General features: G+C 40.6%; 19 protein-coding genes. 11 read left to right on the top strand and 8 right to left on the bottom strand.

Features of this window, described 5'->3' with window-relative positions; all coding sequences use genetic code 11:
* Window positions 1-125: 125 nt before the first annotated feature.
* Window positions 126-836: a hypothetical protein gene (locus L2737_RS14140; protein ID WP_248956124.1), complete on the bottom strand. Its 711-nt coding sequence runs from the start codon at window positions 834-836 to the stop codon at window positions 126-128.
* Window positions 837-1145: 309 nt separating this feature from the next.
* On the opposite strand from L2737_RS14140, the gene L2737_RS14135 reads away from it, so the two are divergent.
* On the top strand, window positions 1146-2354 hold the full coding sequence (locus tag L2737_RS14135) for a conjugal transfer protein TraF (protein ID WP_248956123.1): 1209 nt from the start codon (window positions 1146-1148) through the stop codon (window positions 2352-2354).
* Between the two features lie 80 nt (window positions 2355-2434).
* On the opposite strand, the gene L2737_RS14130 is transcribed toward L2737_RS14135, so the two are convergent.
* The 3 genes from L2737_RS14130 to L2737_RS14120 all read right to left on the bottom strand — a co-directional run bounded on the left by L2737_RS14130 (window position 2435) and on the right by L2737_RS14120 (window position 6242).
* Entirely contained in the window at window positions 2435-3241 is an 807-nt protein-coding gene (locus L2737_RS14130) for a hypothetical protein (protein ID WP_428848390.1), read from the bottom strand.
* Window positions 3238-4404: a BamA/TamA family outer membrane protein gene (locus tag L2737_RS14125; protein WP_248956122.1), complete on the bottom strand. Its 1167-nt coding sequence runs from the start codon at window positions 4402-4404 to the stop codon at window positions 3238-3240. The genes L2737_RS14130 and L2737_RS14125 overlap by 4 nt, the downstream gene beginning before the upstream one ends.
* A 155-nt stretch (window positions 4405-4559) precedes the next feature.
* Window positions 4560-6242, bottom strand: coding sequence for a sensor domain-containing diguanylate cyclase (locus tag L2737_RS14120; RefSeq protein WP_248956121.1), 1683 nt, complete (start codon window positions 6240-6242; stop codon window positions 4560-4562).
* Between the two features lie 622 nt (window positions 6243-6864).
* Here L2737_RS14120 and L2737_RS14115 point away from each other — a divergent pair.
* The 3 genes from L2737_RS14115 (at window position 6865) to L2737_RS14105 (ending at window position 10063) form a co-directional block, all read left to right on the top strand.
* Complete coding sequence (locus tag L2737_RS14115) at window positions 6865-8982, top strand: TonB-dependent receptor plug domain-containing protein (RefSeq protein WP_248956120.1); 2118 nt, start codon at window positions 6865-6867, stop codon at window positions 8980-8982.
* Window positions 8942-9469, top strand: a complete 528-nt coding sequence (locus tag L2737_RS14110; protein WP_248956119.1) for a TlpA family protein disulfide reductase — start codon at window positions 8942-8944, stop codon at window positions 9467-9469. Before L2737_RS14115 ends, L2737_RS14110 begins: the two co-directional genes overlap by 41 nt.
* A gap of 147 nt (window positions 9470-9616) precedes the next feature.
* A complete protein-coding gene (locus L2737_RS14105) occupies window positions 9617-10063 on the top strand; it encodes a YHS domain-containing (seleno)protein (RefSeq protein ID WP_248956118.1) in 447 nt (148 codons plus the stop codon).
* 198 nt (window positions 10064-10261) lie between these two features.
* On the opposite strand, the gene L2737_RS14100 is transcribed toward L2737_RS14105, so the two are convergent.
* Complete coding sequence (locus L2737_RS14100; protein ID WP_102527736.1) at window positions 10262-10666, bottom strand: hypothetical protein; 405 nt, start codon at window positions 10664-10666, stop codon at window positions 10262-10264.
* 427 nt (window positions 10667-11093) lie between these two features.
* Between L2737_RS14100 and L2737_RS14095 the strand changes: the two genes are divergently transcribed.
* Window positions 11094-12767, top strand: a complete 1674-nt coding sequence (locus L2737_RS14095) for a SulP family inorganic anion transporter (RefSeq protein ID WP_229370706.1) — start codon at window positions 11094-11096, stop codon at window positions 12765-12767.
* Window positions 12768-13077: 310 nt separating this feature from the next.
* Window positions 13078-13569, top strand: a complete 492-nt coding sequence (locus tag L2737_RS14090) for a TIGR00645 family protein (RefSeq protein ID WP_102527734.1) — start codon at window positions 13078-13080, stop codon at window positions 13567-13569.
* 172 nt (window positions 13570-13741) lie between these two features.
* On the opposite strand, the gene L2737_RS14085 is transcribed toward L2737_RS14090, so the two are convergent.
* Together L2737_RS14085 and L2737_RS14080 are read right to left on the bottom strand one after the other, a co-directional pair.
* Complete coding sequence (locus L2737_RS14085; RefSeq protein WP_248956117.1) at window positions 13742-15043, bottom strand: anaerobic C4-dicarboxylate transporter; 1302 nt, start codon at window positions 15041-15043, stop codon at window positions 13742-13744.
* 405 nt (window positions 15044-15448) lie between these two features.
* Window positions 15449-16429 (bottom strand): helix-turn-helix domain-containing protein, encoded by a 981-nt coding sequence (locus L2737_RS14080; RefSeq protein ID WP_248956116.1) that lies wholly within the window; start codon window positions 16427-16429, stop codon window positions 15449-15451.
* A gap of 594 nt (window positions 16430-17023) precedes the next feature.
* Here L2737_RS14080 and L2737_RS14075 point away from each other — a divergent pair.
* The gene (locus L2737_RS14075; RefSeq protein WP_229370704.1) at window positions 17024-18001 is read left to right on the top strand and encodes a DUF1852 domain-containing protein; all 978 of its coding nucleotides are present in this window, start codon (window positions 17024-17026) and stop codon (window positions 17999-18001) included.
* 91 nt (window positions 18002-18092) lie between these two features.
* A complete protein-coding gene (locus tag L2737_RS14070; protein ID WP_248956202.1) occupies window positions 18093-19130 on the top strand; it encodes a methionine synthase in 1038 nt (345 codons plus the stop codon).
* Window positions 19131-19246: 116 nt separating this feature from the next.
* On the opposite strand, the gene L2737_RS14065 is transcribed toward L2737_RS14070, so the two are convergent.
* Entirely contained in the window at window positions 19247-20077 is an 831-nt protein-coding gene (locus tag L2737_RS14065; protein WP_248956115.1) for a sulfite exporter TauE/SafE family protein, read from the bottom strand.
* A gap of 419 nt (window positions 20078-20496) precedes the next feature.
* Between L2737_RS14065 and L2737_RS14060 the strand changes: the two genes are divergently transcribed.
* The 3 genes from L2737_RS14060 to L2737_RS14050 are packed head-to-tail and all read left to right on the top strand — an operon-like array spanning window position 20497 to window position 22033.
* Entirely contained in the window at window positions 20497-20916 is a 420-nt protein-coding gene (locus tag L2737_RS14060; RefSeq protein WP_248956114.1) for a hypothetical protein, read from the top strand.
* 47 nt (window positions 20917-20963) lie between these two features.
* Window positions 20964-21410, top strand: coding sequence for a hypothetical protein (locus L2737_RS14055; RefSeq protein WP_248956113.1), 447 nt, complete (start codon window positions 20964-20966; stop codon window positions 21408-21410).
* Window positions 21407-22033 (top strand): DUF1240 domain-containing protein, encoded by a 627-nt coding sequence (locus L2737_RS14050; protein ID WP_248956112.1) that lies wholly within the window; start codon window positions 21407-21409, stop codon window positions 22031-22033. Before L2737_RS14055 ends, L2737_RS14050 begins: the two co-directional genes overlap by 4 nt.
* The last annotated feature ends 349 nt before the right edge of the window (window positions 22034-22382 follow it).

Raw genomic sequence — 22382 nt, 5'->3', positions numbered from 1 at the left:
AGACACCATATCCCCTAAGTAAACTATTCATTATGAGCAACTGAGACCATATCAACACTCAAGTGAAACTTTTAATAGTTTATGAATTTTTAGTGTCGATAATAACTTGTAATAAAAGACATTGATTAATCGCGCTTTAAGCCCAGGTTTATTAAGGTTTGTCCAATGAATATGACACTCTCAAGGTAAAGGGCACTACCTGAATCAATTGCATTATCGAGTGTTTTCCCCTTCTCAGTGTATTGTGACCAGTGATAACAAATAAAAGCACAAAACAGATAAGCACCAAACCAATGCCAAAGGCCATGAGAGGAATCAAATATCATCATCCATGTTATTTCGGTCACAATTAAACTGACTAAAATACCAAAGAGTATGGCAATGAAGGATTGAAACAAAGCAGGTAATTTGGCTGATAACAGTAAAATAATACCCAGCATGAATGCAATAAATATCAAACCGTCGCATAAAGGTAGAAGAATTTCTTGGGGGAGAATATAACTGAGTAACAAGGTCGGCCCTGTTGTCATCAATGTATAGCCAATAAAGCTATATAGGGGCTTTTGAGACTTAACGCCCAATAGCACGCCTAATACAATAATGCTTAAATACACCCCCAAGACCCAAAGCACCCCCGCTTTTAATAAGTCATGTTGCGGCATATAAGTAATCACAGCATAAATACAGCTAATTCCCCACAATAACACTAAGCCTAAGACAATATTAAATGCCCATGAACTTAACTCGCGGTCCTTATAAAATAACCATCGAAAATACTCAATTACGCCTCTATCTTGCATAGTGCCACCATCATCAAATCTGACTAACTCATTCATAAAGCGGTAGTTTACTTAAGCTTAAATACAGCAAAAGCTTACTCACAGTAATAAATCAGACCTAAAGAATATTTCTAATGGAATTTTTACAAAAAGTGACATAAATCAGGTTATGTTCGCCATTGAAAAGAGAGCTAAAAATCTAAAATGACATAACTTATCTACACATGATACAAAGTTTAACAAAAACAGTGTGTTAATGGTTGATATTTGCACGTTTTATGAAAAAACAAAAACCATTTACTGTTATTATCTGTTGCGAAAAAACATTAAAAATAACAATTTATATCATAGTGTTACAGGATGAACATGTTTAAAATAACTAAAAATAATATGCTTAAGTATTTACCTATTTGTATCGTTGCCGCCTTTGCTACTTCTGCTCACGCAAACAACCACAGTTTTGATGCCCGCGCTCTTGCCATGGGTGGTGTAGGCGTAAGCACTGCAGATTACCTCACAGCCCCTTTTCACAACCCAGCGCTAGCGGCGAACTTTAAAGAAAATGACAATGTCGGTTTATTGATCCCCTCACTGGGCGCACATGTTAACGACCCAAGCGATCTTATTGAGAATGTTGAAGATTTTTCTGATGTGTATGATGATTTCAAGTTCTTGGAGAATCCCACTGAAGCCGACGCCCAAGTGGTGATTGATCAGCTTAAAAAGGTGCAAGGCAATTATGCTCAAGTGCAAGCGGGCACCCAGTTAGCCATTGCTATTCCAAGCAACCTTGTTGCGGTTAATTTATTTGCTCAAGCCTATGCTGACGCCTTAGTATTTGCTGATATTGCCGATGAAGATCTCGATCCAAGTAACATCATCAATCAGGATATCAATTCACAAGCGCTAACAATGGGCGTCATCATATCTGAAATAGGCGTTAGCTTAGCAAACTCGCATCAGTTTGAGTCTGGTAGCCTTTTTTATGGTGCTTCACCTAAGTACCAAACTGTAAATACCATCAATTATATTACCGACATTGAAAACTTCGAGTTTGATGATTGGGATGATGATCGCTACCAGAATGATGATAGTAACTTCAACTTAGATGTGGGTATCGCCTTTCAACACAAGGATGGTTATGGATTCGGTTTTGTCGGTAAAAACCTAATCAAAAATAGCTATGACACTGAAATAATTGAAGGGGTAAAAGGACAGTACGAACTCAGTCCGACTTACACAGTCAGTGCAAATTATCAAAATAGTTACTTAGTAGCAGCTATTGATGTTCAGCTTAATGAGTCTGAAGGTTACAGCGAGATCAGTGGAACGTCGACCTTGTTTGATGCCACCCAAGATAATCAACAAATTGCTGCAATTGGTATCGAATTTTTCCCAGATAGTTGGGTAAAATTACGAACGGGTTATCAAACGGACTTAAGCAATAACACTGATGATAGTATTACAGCAGGTATCGGCTTATCGACCTTCAGCTTATTCCACTTCGACTTATCAGCAAGTTACAGCGATGAGAACAATATGGGCTTTGCTATACAGACTGGATTTACTTTCTAGTTCGATTACATAGTTCGTTCAAAAATAAGCTGATATTGCATCAGCTTATTTTTATCACAGCAAGCTTTAGTAGCAAGCAGTTATTGTGTCAGTCGCTCACATGTTGAGTTGTACTCGTTAAGCTCAATAACCCCTTGTAAAATGAAACCATGATAGCGAGCTCTGACTAACTGATAGTCCATATCCGGAGCAAAGTAATAGGTCACTTCCTCAGCTCCTGACTGCTCAACAGGGATCAATTTCATTTCCCCCCATGGTTCAATTGTTGCCTTAATCGTGGGTTTAACATACAACTGATACGGCTCGATATCATCTGAAGCTTGTCTAACTAACGCAAACTGGCTGCGACCTTGCATTAACAATTGACGCATTTGAATCGCTAAAGTATCAACATCTCTTAGCGGTATGTGAGCCGATTTATAGCGGTCGATATCGCCATCAATATCCACCTCTGATTCAAGCCCGTCCTTACTTAAAGAGACTTTCATATCCCTTGCACGAAACCCTGTGACTAACTGATGAAATCGCTCAGTGATCCATTCTTCGGTCGTATCAGACCATGAAAGTTCTGCTCGTTGATCATATTGAGTGCCGATCCCTAAAATGCTCGCTTTACTTGTCGAGGTAACCACCGCTGACTTACCCTGCCAATTTTCCGCTCTTTTCATCGTGCCAGTATGAATACCACTGAGATAAATGTCGTAATTGGCATGACGGGTGCACTGCTTTTTTGTAGGCTGATGTTCTACTAACTGATTTTCTATTGACTGACTTTCTACTGACTGATTTTCTTCAAGCGCAGCAATAACCTGCTGACTGAAAGACAACATTAAGACTATGGCGAGCAAACGCTTAAGCGGAAAAAAATCAATCGGCAAGATCATCAAAATACTTCGTTCACATTTAAGTAAAAGTTAGTTTCGTTTTCGCCCACACCAACATCAAAACGTAAGTTAATATTGTCTTTGATTTTAAAGCGGAAACCTGTGCCGTATGAGGCTAATAGCTCTTCAGTTAAGTCACTAACATTAGGTGCAACACTGCCAACCGCGCCCCAAAATACCATGCCATAGCGTTGGAAAATCGGTAAACGATACTCAACTTGTCCCATCATCATTTGCTCGTCACGGTATCGGCCTTTAATGAAACCACGCATGGCACTAGAACCACCCAAGTCAGGCAGCATATTCCAAGGCACATCACCACTGGTAAAATTACCTTGGACTTGCCAAGCAATTAAACCAGGAGCATTAGCTAAAATAGACGTTGAGCTTAAATCAATATAGTTGGCTAACTCGATATTATAGGTCGAAAAAGTAGAATATTCGCTGTTTTGATAAAACCCTGCATCAATTTGAAATAACCAACCTTTAGTGGCATTCAAACGATAGTCACGGGAGTCGTAAATACTGGTGACGACAACACCAGAACTAAAGTTACTCGGCAATAGGCTGTTTTCGTCAACCGGCTCACCAGTTTCAACTAATTCCAGTTTTTCAGCACTAGAATAAGTAAAATCCGCTCCAACACCTAAAAAGTAATTGTCAGCAATTTCTGTCATCCAACGAGGTTTAAAGCTATAAGCTTGCTCTTCATACTCATGATGGTTGGCATCGATATTGCCATCTTCAATGCCTTGGCCATAGTAGACTGCAGCTTCATTGTATAGCTCTAAATCCAGTAACAGCCTTTGTTTACCACCATTGAAAAACGTCATGTTTTCAACTTCAATACCATAGGAGTTATTCATCGACACAAAAGAGTTCAGCACCAATGATGAAGGCTGCTCTTCCGGTGTAGAACCTTCGGTTTTATATAAGCCTACCATCAACAATCCCACGCCAAATTTTTTCTCAGGCGTGTAATAAGCAGTTGGTAAGTAACTCATATCAATCGGTTTGCTGTCATCAAATTCACCATCAGCACCAAACACAGATAAAATGTCATCGACCCAAGTCGGCTCCATATCTTTTGGTGTTTCAAATAGTGGTTCAACAGCAACAGCAGCACTTGAAAATGCTAATAAGGTAGGTAATAAAATCCGTTTCATAATGACTCTAATCTGATATGAAGCAAAGCGGGATGAAAGCCTTGTGGCTTGATTGCGCGCATTCTACCATTACAAGAGTATTCGACCATTAATTTTTGTTTAGCTAATGATATTTCTAGCTGTAAATCAGTGTTCAACAAGCGAGAACTTGAACGTTAACTCACTATTCTTACTTGGTTTTTACCGCTATATTTGGCGATATATAATGCTCTGTCTGCATTTTTAATCATAGGCTCAAACCTTGCTAAAGTTAACGGGGTATCCTCAAACTGATTGGCTACTGAACCTGCCACACCAAAACTAGCGGTTAAGGTTAACGAAAGCTCTAGCGCTAAAAATTCAACTTTTTCTATCGCTTCTCTTATCACTTCAGCTTGAGTAATGGCACTATCGCGAGAGGTATGAGGTAAAAATACAATGAACTCTTCACCGCCCCAGCGCGCTGAAATATCACCTTGGCGGCAGGATTCAGAAATCACTTTCGCAATGGCTTTCAACACCTCATCACCAACACTATGACCATGAGTGTCGTTAACATCTTTAAAAGAATCGACATCGATTAATAATAACGATGCGTCACCCTTCTGATAAACGATCTGCTGCCAAAGGGGCTCAGTTAATTCTTGAAACCCTCTACGATTATTTAACTCAGTCAGCGGATCGGTGCGGGCGTATTTTTCAGCAATCAATTTATCAATTTGAGCAACTCTAAATTGGCGAGCCAGAATAGAAGCTAACAAAATGGCTTCGAACGCCATACCGACTTCAATAGCCTTAAAGGTGTAGTCGTTATACGGCACTAACACCCCTGCAACTGCCAATGTTGAGATAGTGATACATATGGCGGCAGTGACAGAGGAAAGAATAAAAATCACTGCAAATGGTTTTTTAGCATTCAGCGCTTTAACGCCCATGGCGATAAATAGCACCACAAAACAGGTGTTAAGTAAAAACGCTAGCACCATGGAGAAAAACAACTGATTGAAAATAAAACCAATCAGCATTCCGAAAGGAATGTATAAGGTAGTGCGTAACACAAATCGATCTAATCCAGGAGCATACTCCTTTGTTTGCAGTAATGAACGAGCAAAATGCAATCCAGCTACGCTGTAGGTAATCATGAGGAATATATCGAGCCAATCTTGAAAGTAAACACCAAAATCATAGGTAATAATGGTGTGTAATTGGCCCGTATAAGACAGACTATTAAGCACAAAACCTAGAAGATATAAGCCGTAAAGACAATATTCTCTCTGTCGAATAAATACAAAAAGCACCAAATTATATAGCGCAAGCGCCAGCATAATGCCGTATAAAGCGCCATATTGATAACCGCTATTAATATCACGATGAATGGCTTGTTCTAATGAGCTAAATTGTATCGGCAGTGCCATCGGGCCTTTTGTTTCTACGCGCATAATGACTTGGGTTTCACCCGAAACAAAGGCGTGTTCAAATGCGTAAAAACGATATTGCATGGGTCTTGATTCAAAGGGCAAGCCATCGCCACCAGCAATATGTTGCGCCACTTTTCCATCTTGTATTAGCCAAGTATCGATGTAATCAATCCAGGGTGTTTCAACTGAAAGTCGGTAAGGAGTTGGCGAATGTGATGTGTTATTGACCGTAAATATCATCCAGACTGGAGTCACATCAATGCCTAAAGAAATAGAGTTACTGCTGCCACGAGTGAGCGAGCTCGTTTCAAAGTGCTCAAGGGCTTGGCTCAATGAAAGCTTGTTATCTTGCTCTCTAAAGTACTGAGTTTGCTTACCCAGGCTGCCTTGCTGGAACTCAGGAATAACGATGGTATCAGCTTTAACAGAAGTACTCAGCACACAAGCACACACAACAAAAGTGAGTAACAGCCCCCAAAGGAGAGAATGTAAACTTTCGTTACTGAGCGCTATATTATTATCGTTTTTTAAGTCGCTAAGCTTGGGCATAAATGACGATGTGAAATTATTGTTATTTTATTTATAGTAGCATTTAACCCAAAAATCTTCGATATGAATAGATTAAGATAAATGCAGCACTGAAATTGCAATATCTCCACTGAAGTAGGCACGACATAGTGCAGCACCAATAACGTCCTATTTAATGCAAGCCCCATGCATTTTAACTAGACAATTAACCTTGATTTTGAATTTAAAAAACAGATCATCTTAAACAAAAAATACTCCATCTCTCAGCCATTCTAAGCACTAAAGACAAACCTCTCCCTTCCTAAAGGCTGCAACTTCTTTAAATAACAGCGATAAAAAAGCAGACACTTTATTGATCTAGATCATCTATTAAACCGAAGAAATAAAGCTTTTGTGCACCAGTACACACTTTAATTAAATGATAATCATTAGCGTTTGCACCATTAATACCACAGCCATATTATTGCAACAAATCTAACAAGCTTTACACGCAAGTAACAAGCTATCCACACTAACCATCACACAAGTTGACAATATGAAGCATTCAATTTTAGCAGCGGCAATACTCAGTGCACTCACCTTCTCGACTCAAGCAGAAACATCAGCAACTCAGGATGAGATCGAAAAAATTGAAGTAAGAGGTGTTCGTCAGAAACTACAGCAAGATGGCAGATTGAAAGATGTCATCCAAAAAACTGAAGTGTTAGACGAGTTGATGATTCAAAATAAAAATGCGCTGAGCTTAACAGATGCCATCAATAATGAGCCCGGTGTTAATGTGTCAAATGAATGCTCAATGTGCGGTGTTAAACGTATTATGCTCAATGGTATGAAAGGCGAACACACGACCATTTTAGTGGATGGTCTGCCAACACATACTATGATTTCGGGATACTATGCCGTTGATGCGATTTCAACAACTGGTGTTGATCGCATTGAGATCGCCCGTGGCGCCGGAGCATCACTGATCGCACCTGAAGCCATTGGTGGTACGGTGAACATTGTTACCAAGCAAGCATATGAAAATGAAGTTTCTGTTGATATTGCCAAAGGTTCACATGATTTTACCGCAATGAAAGGCATGGCAACGGGGATCTCTGAAGACGGTAAAACCGGTATCACCCTGATTGGTCAATACGATAAACAAGATCAGGAAGACCATGACGATAATGGTGTGAGTGAAGCGCCTTTTCAAGAAAACTACACTATCAGTTCTTTAGTCAGCCACGATTTAAATGATTCAAACAATGTTCATCTTCGTATTGCTAAAGTGCGCAGCGAAGTGTTTGGCGGCCCAGTAATTGGCGAAAATGTGGGTTCGATTTCAGAAGCCATTAGCAGCTACGACGGCATTGAATCTGACAGCTTGTTCGTCGGTGATGATGTCCGAAACGAATACATTGGTAAAGCATGGGAAACCACAGAGTGGATTGAAACAAATCGTGATGAAGCCTACGTTAAGTTACTAACAGAATTAACTGATTACACCACCTCTGAATTTGCTGTTAGTTATGCCAAACACGAACAAGACTCTTTCTATGAAGGGATCGATTATCGCGCCGAAGACACCATGTACTATGCCCGTGCTAAGTTTGATACAGAGATAAATGACACTCACTTTTTAACGTATGGTGCCGATATCCGCACCGAAGAAATGCGCTCACATACAGACGCTTTACATGAAGTTGAAGCTTACGTTAGTGATTCATTCGACTACGATGTGAAAGGGGTGTTTATACAAGATACTTGGACACCTACCGACGATATAGAAATCGCGATGGCGCTTCGTGTAGATAAAGTCACAGCTGATTTTATTGATGAGAAAAAACCAGGTACTGAAATCGATGAAACCTTTATCGCACCTCGCGTCGATATGCGTTACTTCCACAGCGACACATGGACTTCTCGTTTGTCTGCAGGACGAGGTTATCGCGCACCACTATCTTTCTTTGAAACCGACCACGGTATTCTAGATTCTGAAAAAGGTTACTTAATTGAAGTCGATTCTTTAGAAGAGTCTTTATCAGCTAACTATGCCTTAAGTTACGATGCAGGCACCTTAACGGGTACTTTCTCAATCGCTCACTCAAACGTGCAAAACCTAGCATCGCTTGAAGAAAATGAAGACGGCGTACCTGTTCTGTCACAACTTGATGAAGATGCATCAGTTACCACAGTCGATTTAGTCGCAGGTTACAGCCTGACAGATGAGTTAACCGTAAATGGTAGTCTTGAATATTTTGATTACAACGATGTGTTCCGCTCATCTTATTCTATTGCACCTGTAGAAACGCGTGCTGGTATTGAGTTTGAATATAAAACCGATGATTTGACAGTATATTGGAACACGACTTGGTTCGGCGAGCGTGACTTAACCGAATATGGCTATGAAGGCTACGACATCAAAGGTGACCCTAGCTCACTTAAAAGCCAAGATGCACCAGCCTTTACCGTATCGGAAATTAAAGTGCAGTACAGTTTAACTAATAACATCAAAGTCTATGGCGGTTTATCTAATATCTTCAACTACACCCAAATAGAAGAAGGTGAATCACCACTGTTTTATGATGCTGATGGCGGCTATGACGTAGCTTACATCTATGGTCCACTTCATGGTCGAGAATTCTATGTTGGCGTTGAAGGCAAGCTTTAACTGTCTAGTGCTACTGACAGCTTTAGCTGTCGGTAGCACTGCCAGTGCAGATCATACGAATACCGCACTTTCTGTGGCGCAAATCCAATTAAAGGATTTGCGCACCAGTCAATCCTCGGTGAGTTACCATGCAGAAAAACCTACCGTGTTGATGTACTTTCAACCCGATTGCAGTTGGTGTAAAAAGCAGGGCAAAATAATCACAGAGCTATTAGGCGAATGTGGCAATAGCGTGCACTTTACTCTAGTCGGGGATAAAGGCTCTAAAAGCCAACTCAAACGCGAATTACGTCATTTTTCAGCCGATATACCCTCTAAGCAAAGCAATAAAATGTTTGTACGTAAAAGCGGTGGCGTGAAAGGCTTTCCAACCACTTTAGTACTTGATACCCAAGGACATGTATTGGCTAAACGCCGTGGTTTTACCTCTGAAACCATGTTACGCAGGTTAACCAACGAACTCAGCCAAGGTGAATGCGCATTGTAATCACAATTTGTATTTAAATATTCTTGGCTATTTCACTCTTTCTGAAATGATTTACTGCTTTATTAGGTCTCATTCTTTATCAAGATAACCAGCGAGACCAGTTGTACTTTACAACTGAATAAGGCGAAGTCTTCCAAAGGATATGAGATGAAATTACTGACGACACTATTACTGCCACTGATATTATTCATCATGGCTGGCTGCACCAGCTTAAATAAACACCCCATCTATAATAACGAAGGTTATGCTGTTTCTGGATATGATGTTGTCGCTTATTTTACCGACAATAAAGCCGTAAAAGGTGACCGCCAATTTCAGATTGAATACCAAGGCACTCAGTGGTTATTTGCCAGCCAGCAGCATCAACAGTTATTTGAACAATCCCCTGAGCGATATATACCGCAATACGGAGGATACTGCGCCTATGCCATGAGCAGTGGCTTTGTGGTCAGTAGTGATCCAAATGCATTCACCGTTTTTGAAGACAAACTCTACTTAAACTACAGCTTGAGCGTGAGAGAAAATTGGCTTGAAAACAAACACCAATTCATCAAAGAAGCGGATGAATATTGGCTTGAGAAAACCAGCCACTAATTCGTCAACAAAAAGGCCAGAATAACGCTATTCTGGCCTTTTTTAAGTTGTGCTAGGGGTTGGATTTTGCTGGTTGAGTTTTTAGAGATAAAAACGGATTAAGCGCCGCGAGTGGATTACCGCCTAGCAATCTAGGCAAAAATCGCGAACATAACCTTGAAAGCTCAACACCTCCTAATTATGCACCCCGATAATTCGCTACTTAACCCAGCGCATAAGCTCATTGGCATTCATTAATGCATACTGCCTTTTCACCAACTTACCTGCTGGCTCAAAAAGGAGTACCTCAGCAGGTCTGGCTTGATACTTGCCAATAAACTGGTCACCCTCTGGGGTACCGATCCTTGCAATAAGAAATGCAACATCATCACCTAATGCACCACGAGCCTCATTCATTTGCTCTGTCTGGCTATTACTTACAGCAAGGTTGGGATCATAGACAAATACGACTGCAGAGATACCCGAACCAATATCCTCATGGGAAGTTTTAAAACCTTTTGGCAAAACCGAAAAAACTACCGCAACCAATACGATAATAGCAGCGACAATACCCAAGCCCACTAAAGGCTTGCGGCGAGTAGTGTTTGAATTAGAAGTCCCCATAATAGCAATGCTCTCTTTAAGTGTTGAATTAATTGACGTCGTAACAGACTGTAACAACCCTACCTGAGGCCAAGATTAAATCAATATAATGAGCTTGAACTTAGCAGTAATTTATAATTTGTCTGCTTTAAAAATCGGTTCACACTGTCCAACATGCAGATAAAAAAGCACTACGGCGGCCAAGCTTAAATTAACCCAAGCTTAAAGAAACCACAGCTTAAGAAGCTATATTTAAGAAGCTAATAACTCTAAAAGACATGGCCTTATTTAGCGAAATTCTGCCTAAAAATGTAATCTCATGCAATAAATCTCATTTGCAAAACAAGCTCACAAATTCAATTACATTTGCGACATTGATCCCATTAATATATTCACTATACAATGCTGCAAAAATTTTGTGTTGCTAACGTTTTAGGTGGTATTCGCTTTGTTTAAACAACGCTTTCAAGATGTCAGTCTAAAGGGAGATATATTTGGTGGTGTTACTACTGCCATTATTTCATTACCACTTGCTCTCGCCTTTGGTGTAGCGTCAGGTGCTGGCGCAGAAGCGGGGTTATGGGGCGCCATTCTCGTTGGTTTTTTTGCCGCATTATTTGGCGGTTCTTCGACACTAATTTCTGAGCCTACGGGCCCAATGACAGTGATCATGACGGCTATTTTGACCACCATGGTGGCCAAATATCCAGAATCAGGCGTAGCAATTTCATTTACCATTGTGATGATGGCTGGTGCATTTCAGTTTTTGCTGGGTATGCTCAAATTAGGTAAATATGTCACCTTAATGCCCTACAGCGTAGTGTCTGGTTTCATGTCTGGCATTGGTATTATCTTGATCATCTTACAGTTGTCGCCACTTTTAGGCCATGCAGCTCCTGCTGGCGGTGTTATTGGGACACTTAATGCGCTGCCTGAAACCTTACTAAACATAGATTTCAAAGAACTATTTTTAGGCATATTAACCCTAGTCACCTTATTTTTATTCCCACAAAAATACCGTAAATATGTCCCCGCACAACTGGTCGCGTTAATCGCAGTCACATTACTGTCGATCATATTTTTTGATGATGACAGCATACGCCGAATTGGCGAGATCCCAGCAGGCCTTCCTTCAATCGTCATCCCGCATATCAATAGTGAAATCTTCACCACCATGATTATTGATGCCTTAGTGCTCGGAACTTTAGGCTGTATTGATACCTTACTGACAGCCGTGATTGGCGACTCATTAACCCGTAAAGAACATGATTCAGATAAAGAATTACGCGGCCAAGGTTTGGCTAATATGTTGGCCGGTTTATTTGGCGCATTACCCGGTGCAGGCGCAACGATGGGCACAGTCACCAACATTCAAGTAGGTGCGCGTTCGCCGGTTTCAGGCATGACACGTGCGTTAGTACTGGCATTAGTTGTGTTAGTGGCAGGTGGATTAACCGAACCTATTCCGATGGCGGTACTGGCTGGTATTGCTGTCTATGTGGGCTTTAATATTTTAGATTGGAGCTTTATTCAGCGCGCTCATAAAGTCAGTGTTGCAGGCATGGCCATCATGTACGGCGTTATGCTGCTTACTGTGTTTGTCGATTTGATTGTTGCGGTCGGATTAGGGGTGTTTATCTCAAACATCATCATTATTGAACGCCTTAGCCGTGAACAAGCTCGCCAAGTCAAAGCCATAAGTGATGCAGACCAAAACACAGTACCACTCACGCAAAGCGAAAGTGATTTATTGGATCAAGCCAACGGCAAAGTGTTGTTCTTTTATTTGTCGGGGCCGATGATTTTCAGCGTATCGAAAGCAATATCACGTCAACACAACAGTATTAGCGAATATGAAGCGATGATTTTAGATTTAACCGACGTCCCCATGATTGATGTGACTGTCGGTTTAGCTCTAGAAAATGCGATTAAAGATGCCCAAGATGCTCATTGTGAAGTGTTTTTATTGTGCCCAAATCCGCAAACCCGTGAGCAATTAAATAAGTTCCGAGTGATTGATTCATTGCCTGAGCAAAATACCTTCTTATTCCGCTATGAAGCGCTACAAGCGGCGTTGAAGCATGTGGGCCTTAACAATCAAGCCAAGGTTGGACATAACTAGCAATAACTAATAGCCATTAGCGCAAGACACCTCAAAGCTAAAGTCGTGCGCTATTAGCATCAGTAAAATGGCAATGGATTTGCCAAGCAAGAAAAAATATCTACAGCTTTGAAGTGCATCAATATCAATATTTGTTCTACCTACAATTAAGTTAGCGCCTTGAATTTAAGTAAACTCATCAGTGCCGATAAATAACCTAAACTTATTATCTTGATGAAAGATAAAATGATGAGTGTGGATTAGCATCATTGTGGTATTGTTCGAAAATCGCTGATGAGTAGCGATTTTTATTTTAAAGGTTGGATTACCAATGGAACAAATGTTTGAGAAATTGATGTATGCATCACGCTGGATCATGGCGCCAATTTATCTAGGATTAAGCCTGATTTTGATTGCACTGGGTCTGAAGTTCTTTCAGGAGATCTTTCATATCTTACCGATTATCTTTCAAATGAAAGAAGTTGATTTAGTGCTAATTGCCTTATCACTGATTGATATCACTTTGGTTGGCGGGCTCATCGTGATGGTGATGTTTTCAGGCTATGAAAACTTTGTCTCACAACTTGATGTCGCTGATAAAGATGAAAAGCTCAACTGGCTTGGCAAGATGGATTCAGGCTCGCTTAAAAACAAAGTCGCGGCCTCAATTGTCGCCATCTCATCGATTCATTTATTGAAGGTGTTTATGAATGCCGAAAATATCGAAAACGACAAAATCATGTGGTACTTACTTATCCATATCACTTTTGTGTTATCAGCCTTTGTCATGGGCTATCTCGACAAAATAAGCCGCACCAAATAATCACTATTTGTGCTAACTCATTAGAGAAATAACTAAGCAAATAGCTAGATAAATAACTAGATAAATAACTAGATAAATAGCCCTGCAAATAATTGGGGTAGCAATAAGCTACCCCAAACAACTTTCAGTTACAGCTTGTATGACTAGATAGTAAAACTAATCGTATTTATGCCTATAAAATCATCTCAGCAAGTACAAAGCCGATAATCACTGAACTCACAATAGACACCACACCCGGTATCACAAAAGGATGATTAAATACCCATTGACCAATGCGGGTAGAGCCAGTGTCATCCATTTCAACTGCAGCCAACAAGGTTGGATACGTTGGCAATACGAATAACGCACTCACTGCTGCAAACGAAGCAATGGCCGCCTCTGGGCTAACCCCTAGCATAAATGCTGATGGCATTAATGCAGCAGTTGTTGCTGCTTGCGAGTACAGCAACATGCTCGCTAAAAACAAAATAATAGCCAACATCCACGAGTGCTCTTCTAACAAGCCACCCGATAGCGCTTTAATCTCTTCTAAATGCCCTGATACAAAGGTGTCACCAAGCCACGCTACACCTAATACACAAATACACGCGCTCATACCCGACTTAAACGTCGCAGCATTAAGCACCTCTGCCGTATCCACTTTACAAAACAGGGTAATAGCGGTGGCGGCGGTTAACATAAACACCATAATGGCTTCATTTCGCGGTAATGTCGGATTCTCAATAAGCGCAACAGCATCACTAATCGCCGTGGCATAAAACACCACCGCCACAATAGCTACCAGAAAAACCATCACTGAACGCTTAGCGCTCGCAGGTAACTCAATGCTATTTGTTTCGCGTTTGCTCACTAAACCTTGCGCAACACGTTCTTGATAAACCGGGTCATCTTTTAACTCTTTACCCATAAATTGGGCAACAAAAGCACCGACCATACAAGCAAGAAAAGTAGATGGAATACAAATCATCAATAAACTGATATAGCCCACGCCTTTACTTTCAAGCATGCCACTCATAAGCACAACTGCAGCTGAAATCGGTGACGCTGTAATCGCAATTTGAGAGGCAACAACGGCAATACTTAATGGCCTTGAGGGACGAATGCCCTGCTCTTTAGCTACTTCAGCAATAACGGGCAAAGTGGAAAATGCTGTGTGTCCCGTACCCGCAAACAATGTCATTGTGTAAGTCACAACTGGGGCTAAAAAAATTACCTGCTTAGGATTTCGGCGTAAGATCCGTTCAGCAATATTAACTAAATATTGCAATCCACCCGCAACTTGCATCGCCGCAATCGCTGCGATGACCGACATGATAATCAGAATCACATCAATAGGAATGGTGCCTGGGGTCATACCTAACCCAAGAGTTAACACCAACACACCTAAACCACCAGCAAAGCCAATACCAATGCCGCCAATCCGTGCGCCGATAAAGATGGCTGCTAATACCACCACTAACTCAATTGTTACCATAAATCCTCCCAAGCCATAATTGCGCGCACTCTACTGCAAAGCTAATAGATCTTATAGATGATTAAATCAATAAAACCTTAATTAGCAGAACAATTATCAATAAGTGTTAACTAGGGCGTGTTGTTCATTGCAGGTTGAGTTTTGTTCGAGATAAAAACGGAATAAGCGCGGGCTGTGAATTGCCGCCTAGCAATTTAAGCACTCTTGTTCGCAAAAAACGCTCAACAATGCAGAATCCGATTTAACCGCCCCCTACGGGCAGCGTTTGTTGTCCATTTTTACGACGTTATCGGCTTTATTATGCAGAATAAAATGTATTGTGCGCAGAAGAGGTTTACCCTTGGCGATTTGCTCCAAGTTTCTTTCGACGCACTGACTTCGCCCCCCTGAATTCCCACGTATTAATTAAGGCGTGTCTTTGTGAAGTAATTCCATCAAGCCAACGAGTGCGGCAAACAGTACGGCGCCAACAGGCCAAATAATCCAAGTGATACCCCAAGCCATTGTCCAAAAGCTCCAGCCAAGATAGATAGCAATCAGCAAGGGCCAATAAAATCCAGCCAACTTCTCGGCTCGTTTAGTACGTCTAGTTGTCTCTGTCTCTTTAACGGCTTCTTTCAATACATTGCTATAGGCATCATATTTTGCTGAAACCGGTAAAATAATGAATAGGCCAACTGCAATGATAAAAAGCAGTACATCTATCATTAATAAAACGATGTCTTGCTCAAAAGAAAAAATACTCACGCACAGCAGCGGAACAAAGCTAACAATAAAACAGAAGATACCTACAGATAAACGCAAATTATAAGCCGGTCTAAACTGTTTACGCTTTTCATGAAACACGCTGTGAACACCATAAGCGAGTTCAAATGGTTCATCTTCTATCGCCGCTATTTCATCTTGATATTGGTTTGTCTTGATAAAAAAGCTCACTCCAACTGACACCAAAATCAACACACTCACAATACCCAATGCCGCTGCGATATCACCCGTCATGTTTAATCGATTCGTTTCCGCCATCGCCATAAAGAAAAATAACGGCATTGCAGAACACACACACAAAACCACGCCTTTAGAAACAAGATTTGTCATTGCGATTTTATGCTCAACATACTCAGTCGCTTGCTCTAGGGTAATATGGTTAATGCCTGGTTCTTTGGCTTCCGTAGCAACTTCAAATTCCTCGTGCTCATCCTTTAGTAAGAAGTCTGTAGACACATCAAAAATCTGTGAAAGCATAATGATTTTATTTAAATCAGGAATGCTATTTGCCCCTTCCCATTTAGAAACAGACTGACGAGAAACATTCACTTTCTCAGCCAACTCTTCCTGCGACCAGCCCAGTTTCTTCCTTAATCTAATAATCTTATCTGCAAGTATCATTAGTGAGTCCTTTTAATCAATAATTGAGCAGCAAGCATAAGAAATCAGGCAGTTGCTCACTAGCAAGCCAGCTTGTTAATCTGTCAACCAGCAGTTGCGTTATTGATTATTAAGCCATATTTCAGCCATATTTTGTATCTAATCGCTAAATAAGCACAGAATCTGAAACACGGTGCAAAATACTCTTCCACCCTATCGATATTAAAAAGCACCGATATCTTATGCTGTCGAGGCGCTCAAATCTTGTCGCTTTATCCCTTCAGGTGACAAATCAGCAAGCATCATTTCAGGCATGGTTAACCAATAACGTGGCCACTAATTCAAACAAGTTACGCCTACCCTGACAGCTCCCATTATTAGCGTTTTAATACCGCGCTATCTCAGCCATTTTCTTCACCCAAAACTCAACATGAACAACGCTCATGTTGCAGCGGAAATTTAATCAATTTTCATCAAGTAATGAAACACGTATAAATCAAACACAGCTTAGAAAAACTTGAAACTGCTGACTGGCAGTTATCAAAAAGCAGCAAAATACTAAAAATATTAACCAATATTCAGCTTTGATTACACAAGATGGGATACCAGAACATCATGAATAACGAATTTACTTTTACGATTAAAAACATCTGTCTCGATGAGAACTACCAGCCATCAGACAGTACCCGTATTACCACTAACTTTGCTAATTTGGCCAGAGGTGAGAGCCGCCAACAGAACTTACGTAATGCGTTAAAAATGATTGATAATAGTTTTAATGCGTTAGCTTACTGGGACAACCCAAAAGCTGACCGTTATTCAGTTGAGCTTGAAATTGTCTCTGTTGATATGGAAATTGAAAACAGTGGACAGACGTTCCCCTCCATTGAAGTATTAAAAACCCATATTATTGATCATCAAACCAACGAGCGGATTGAAGGCATAGTCGGCAATAACTTCTCATCTTATGTGCGAGATTACGACTTTAGCGTATTACTGTCTGAGCATAATAAAGGCCAAAGCCAATTTAGCATTCCTGATACCTTCGGCGACTTACACGGCAAGCTGTTCAAGTATTTTGTTAATTCAGATACCTATAAACAGCACTTTAAAAAAACACCCGTAATATGCCTGAGTGTGTCAGATAACAAAACCTATCAGCGCACAGGCAATCAACATCCATTATTGGGCTATGAGTACCAACCAAATGAGTCGTCGTTAACTGAGCAATATTTCAAAAAGATGGGTCTACAAGTGCGCTATTTTATGCCGCCTAAAAGTGTGGCGCCTCTAGCATTCTATTTCTTTGGAGATTTACTCAATGATTACAGCAACCTTGAGTTAATTAGCACCATCAGCACTATGGAGACGTTTCAAAAGATTTACCGCCCTGAAATTTATAACGCGAATGCCGTGGCAGGTAACTGTTATCAACCTAACTTGAGCAATCAAGATCACTCTATCACTCAGATTGTTTATGACCGAGATGAGCGCAGTAAATTAGCCATAAAACAGGGTAAGTTTGCCGAGGAGTACTTCATTAAACCGTATCAAGCCATATTAGAGCAATGGTCTGCGAGCTACTCGCTTTAATCAGCAGCGCTATTAACAAGCACATGAATAAACAATCGCAATCGAAACACTTTTAGCCAAACGGACAGCAGCACTTATGACGACGAATACAGTGAAAACATTACTGCCAACATCAACGGCTGGCAGTTTACCTAAACCTTCATGGCTGGCAGAGCCTGAAGCGCTTTGGTCACCTTGGAAATTACAGGGCGCAGAGTTGATTGACGGTAAGCACGATGCGCTGCGTTTATCACTACATGAGCAACAGCAATCGGGTATTGATATCGTCAGTGATGGCGAACAAACTCGCCAACACTTTGTGACCACCTTTATTGAGCACTTAACGGGTGTCGATTTTGAACAGCGTAAAACCATTAAAATTCGTGACCGTTATGACGCCAGCGTTCCAACAGTAGTCGGTGCGGTTTCTCGGCCAAAGTCAGTGTTTGTTGAAGACGCAAAAATACTGCGAAAACAAACCAATCAACCGATCAAATGGGCGCTACCTGGCCCTATGACCATGATAGATACTCTTTATGATGCCCATTATCAAAGCCGTGAAAAACTGGCTTGGGAGTTTGCCAAAATTCTCAACCAAGAAGCGAAAGAGTTAGAGGCTGCAGGTGTTGATATTATTCAATTTGATGAGCCTGCATTTAATGTATTTTTTGACGAAGTGAATGAATGGGGTATTGCTTGTTTAGAGCGAGCCATTGAAGGGCTTAAGTGTGAAACCGCGGTGCATATTTGCTATGGCTACGGTATTAAAGCCAACACGGATTGGAAAAAGACCTTAGGTACTGAGTGGCGCCAATATGAGCAAGCTTTCCCTAAGCTACAACAATCTAATATCGATATTATATCGCTGGAATGTCACAACTCCCATGTGCCCATCGAACTGCTTGAGCTTATTCGCGGTAAAAAAGTAATGGTCGGCGCTATTGATGTCGCCAGCAACAGCATTGAAACACCAGAAGAAGTCGCCAACACCTTACGTGAAGCGCTTAAATACGTCGATGCTGATAAGCTGTACCCATGCACTAACTGCGGCATGGCGCCGTTATCTCGTGATGTCGCAAGAGGAAAGTTACAAGCATTAACAGCAGGGGCTGATATTGTTCGAAAGGAACTATCAATGAGCGAACGATAAAAGCGTAAACCCCGAGTTAGAAAGGCTAATGGTAAGTGCTTAACCTGAGCACTTACCCAATCCTCCTAAAGTGAAACACTAAAGTGAGAAGCTAAACAGACAGCTAAATAAACAAGTTATAGAAAAGGTTGTATCAACATACGCAACCCCGTAAAGAGTAATACCAAAGCAAAGATCTTCTTCAATTTAGCAGCATCCAGTTTTGCCCCGAGCGATGCACCAACCGGCGCAAATAACACCGTCAAAGGGACAATACACATAAAGCCAAATAGGTTAACTAGACCCAATGTCCCAACTGGCGCATCGCTTGGAGTGCTCGCCAATATCAGCATAGTCAGTGCAGCAGGCAATGAAATAATGAGCCCAATCGCCGCAGCCGTGCCAACAGCCTTATGCGCAGGATAATTAAATAACGTCAGTAATGGCACCGAAATAGTACCGCCGCCAATACCCACCATTGAACTAAAAAAACCAATAGAAGTGCCCATCATCGTTTGGCCCGCTTTGCCGGGTAATTGTTGAAAAAGCGCAGACTTCCCCGTTCTCAATAACATGTTTAGTGCTGATAAGGTTGCAATGATGGCAAACATCGCCGTCAAGATAGCACCATCAACACGCGTCACAAGCCAACTCCCCAGTAAAACGCCGAGCAGAATAAATCCTCCCCAACGCTTAAGCAGTTCAAAATCGACATTGCCTTTTTGATTATGAGATCGAATCGAACTCACCGAGGTTGGCACTATGGTTGCCAGCGAGGTAGCAGTCGCAACCAACATAGCTGATTCAGCTGACACCCCAAAACCTTGAAACAAAAAATACAGTACTGGCACAATAACGATGCCGCCTCCTACCCCCAACAAGCCCGCTAAAATGCCCGCAACGACACCAGTGGCAGCCAAAGCAATAATGGTAGACAGGTTTGCTGTTATAAATTCAATAATATTCATGCTCGTCGACTTCAATTTGTTTATTGTGACAATTTAACTAATTGTAAATAAATAGACTTGGTTGATGAATTGAATTGTATTCATCAATACATGAGTGGAATTCAATATGAGATTGAGTAGAGGTGTTCGCTAAGGTTGCGTAGTAGGTATTAAAAATTAATTCTGTCATTAAAAGACCAGCAGGACTTGATATAGGGGCTTTAATTTTTGAATAAAATAATAAGATAAAAAGAAGCGATACAGATATTGTGAAAGTTTACTTTTCATATTGGTATTCATTTCTAGATTACATCATTAAGAATGCATTTAGGTTTTTAGATAGCTATTTAGGCTAGATTACATAAGCCAAATGCTGAGTTACAATTAGCATTATAAAAAAGGATTTAGACACGAAATATAAGGATATTCCATGTCAGCATATGCCAGTAGAGCCACCCACGATTACCAAAGAAAAAAAACAACTCACCAAAATATTGTCATGTAACGAACACACCTTAGTACAAATGAATTCTGCCGAATTTATTGAACTTACTATTAGTCACAAACAAAAACAGGGCATGAGTAAAGAGCAAGCTGCAAATGAAGTAGGCACAATACTTTCAAATGCATCTCCCGCAGGTGAGCAATATTGGGACAAATACCGTGATAAAATTAAAACATTAAGCGGATATATACCTGTATTTGATGATGGTATAGCACTTGCTGCTCTTGCGATTGACATGCAGCGAAGTGGCAATGTTTCAATAAATATAAGCTCGCAACTTATTCTGGAAAATCTTTTATCATATTCCAAGGCTATGCAGGCCTTAGAAGAGATCTTACTGGCACTCGGTATTTAGCTAACAACCCCAAAGTCATCTCAATGGGGATAGGGAAAGCTGGAGCATTGAGCACGATTAAGGCTGGTGGTGTAGTTACAATTCTCATTTCAGCGGCATTCCATGCATTCGAACAATTGATGGATGATAAAAAAACCTGGCACCACTTTGTTGGAGGCATGGCTGTTGATATATTGATTGCTGCAGGAAGTGCTGCAGTATCTTTAATATTAGTTACAGCAGCGGCAGCTTTAACGACTGCAGTTGTTGGCGGGTTAGCAGTAATTGTTATTGTTGGCACAGTTATTGGCTTTTTTAGTTCCATGTTTATAGATACCAAATATTGGTCTAAGCGAATAGCTGAAGCATTGATCGATATGGAAAAAAATATGCTCACTAACACTTCACATATTAATAACCAACTACAAGAAGCTAATAGGCAATATCACGATGACCCAATATTATTTATACATAGATTATTTGGTATTCCATATCGAGGCCCAATTCTACGATGAGCAATAAAAGTTATATTGAAAAGCCAATAAGTAAAAAACAACTAAAAGTTCTTTCCGCACTGTTAGTCTCAATTTTTTCATTTATGTTTTATGTTTGCGGCAGTGTCTTTTTCGAAGAGCTTAGCAATATAGAAAAAATAAGAGATAGTCATATTTATATTGGTAATAGAGATCTCGCTTTTGGTGCAATTTTTTTTATCCCTGTTCTCGCAGTACCAGATTACATGTTTATCCTCGTCCTTCTGGATAAATTTAAGGATAATGTGATGAAGCTATTTATCAAAATAGCGATCATTTCAATACCAGTAATGATAATTTCAAGCATCACATATAGCTTTTGGATTGGTTCTGAATTAAGGGCAAATGGTTACTCACATTGCACTTTGTATGACTCACCAACTCGAGGGGCGCCTGTAATATGGGTTAAGTCTGATAGATATTGTCAAAAGCGAGCGGTGCTTATTGAGTATGATTTACTCAAACGACTCGACCAATACGACAATGATGGAAAAGAACCCTCAGATGAAGAATTAGACGTAATGATTGTCGAACTACTCGAAGATAACCCATTCTATCGCCGAGAATATGGGTTATCAGATCTTAAAAAGCGGCAACCTTTATAAGATTAAACATATATGTGAGCACTAACTAAAGAAGTTCTTTAAGACAGAAAGCTCATTTTTAAATACCCCAGTAAAGAACAAGAAGCCCCGATAACGTTAGCTATCGGGGCTTTATCATTTCTATTCAATAAGCTTTGCTTTAACGTTCAGACTAAAGACCAACATAAGCATCTAACGCAGGATTAGTCAGATTAGAACAAAGAGATTTACCACGACGTTTAGCTGACTATACGGGTGGTGCAGCAACGCCATTATCACCGATTTAGACAAGCTAAGAAGTGAAATTAGTTCACGCCATCCAAAGTTTAATAACACCTTAAAGTTTACTCTGGCCTTGTTTACTCGACTT

It is taken from the genome of Shewanella electrodiphila, assembly GCF_023283985.1.
Taxonomy (GTDB): Bacteria; Pseudomonadota; Gammaproteobacteria; order Enterobacterales; family Shewanellaceae; genus Shewanella; species Shewanella electrodiphila.
The sequence above is the reverse complement of the archived record's forward strand: the minus strand, read 5'-3'. Positions and strand labels throughout refer to the sequence as shown.

Coding starts and splice junctions, on each gene's coding strand:
- L2737_RS14085 (WP_248956117.1), bottom strand. CDS start 15,043: ATGGTAACAATTGAGTTAGTGGTGGTATTAGCAGCCATCTTTATCGGC.
- L2737_RS14125 (WP_248956122.1), bottom strand. CDS start 4,404: ATGAAACGGATTTTATTACCTACCTTATTAGCATTTTCAAGTGCTGCT.
- L2737_RS14100 (WP_102527736.1), bottom strand. CDS start 10,666: ATGGGGACTTCTAATTCAAACACTACTCGCCGCAAGCCTTTAGTGGGC.
- L2737_RS14115 (WP_248956120.1), top strand. CDS start 6,865: ATGAAGCATTCAATTTTAGCAGCGGCAATACTCAGTGCACTCACCTTC.
- L2737_RS14075 (WP_229370704.1), top strand. CDS start 17,024: ATGAATAACGAATTTACTTTTACGATTAAAAACATCTGTCTCGATGAG.
- L2737_RS14060 (WP_248956114.1), top strand. CDS start 20,497: ATGCCAGTAGAGCCACCCACGATTACCAAAGAAAAAAAACAACTCACC.
- L2737_RS14110 (WP_248956119.1), top strand. CDS start 8,942: ATGGTCGAGAATTCTATGTTGGCGTTGAAGGCAAGCTTTAACTGTCTA.
- L2737_RS14080 (WP_248956116.1), bottom strand. CDS start 16,429: ATGATACTTGCAGATAAGATTATTAGATTAAGGAAGAAACTGGGCTGG.
- L2737_RS14105 (WP_248956118.1), top strand. CDS start 9,617: ATGAAATTACTGACGACACTATTACTGCCACTGATATTATTCATCATG.
- L2737_RS14090 (WP_102527734.1), top strand. CDS start 13,078: ATGGAACAAATGTTTGAGAAATTGATGTATGCATCACGCTGGATCATG.
- L2737_RS14140 (WP_248956124.1), bottom strand. CDS start 836: ATGAATGAGTTAGTCAGATTTGATGATGGTGGCACTATGCAAGATAGA.
- L2737_RS14135 (WP_248956123.1), top strand. CDS start 1,146: ATGTTTAAAATAACTAAAAATAATATGCTTAAGTATTTACCTATTTGT.
- L2737_RS14065 (WP_248956115.1), bottom strand. CDS start 20,077: ATGAATATTATTGAATTTATAACAGCAAACCTGTCTACCATTATTGCT.
- L2737_RS14050 (WP_248956112.1), top strand. CDS start 21,407: ATGAGCAATAAAAGTTATATTGAAAAGCCAATAAGTAAAAAACAACTA.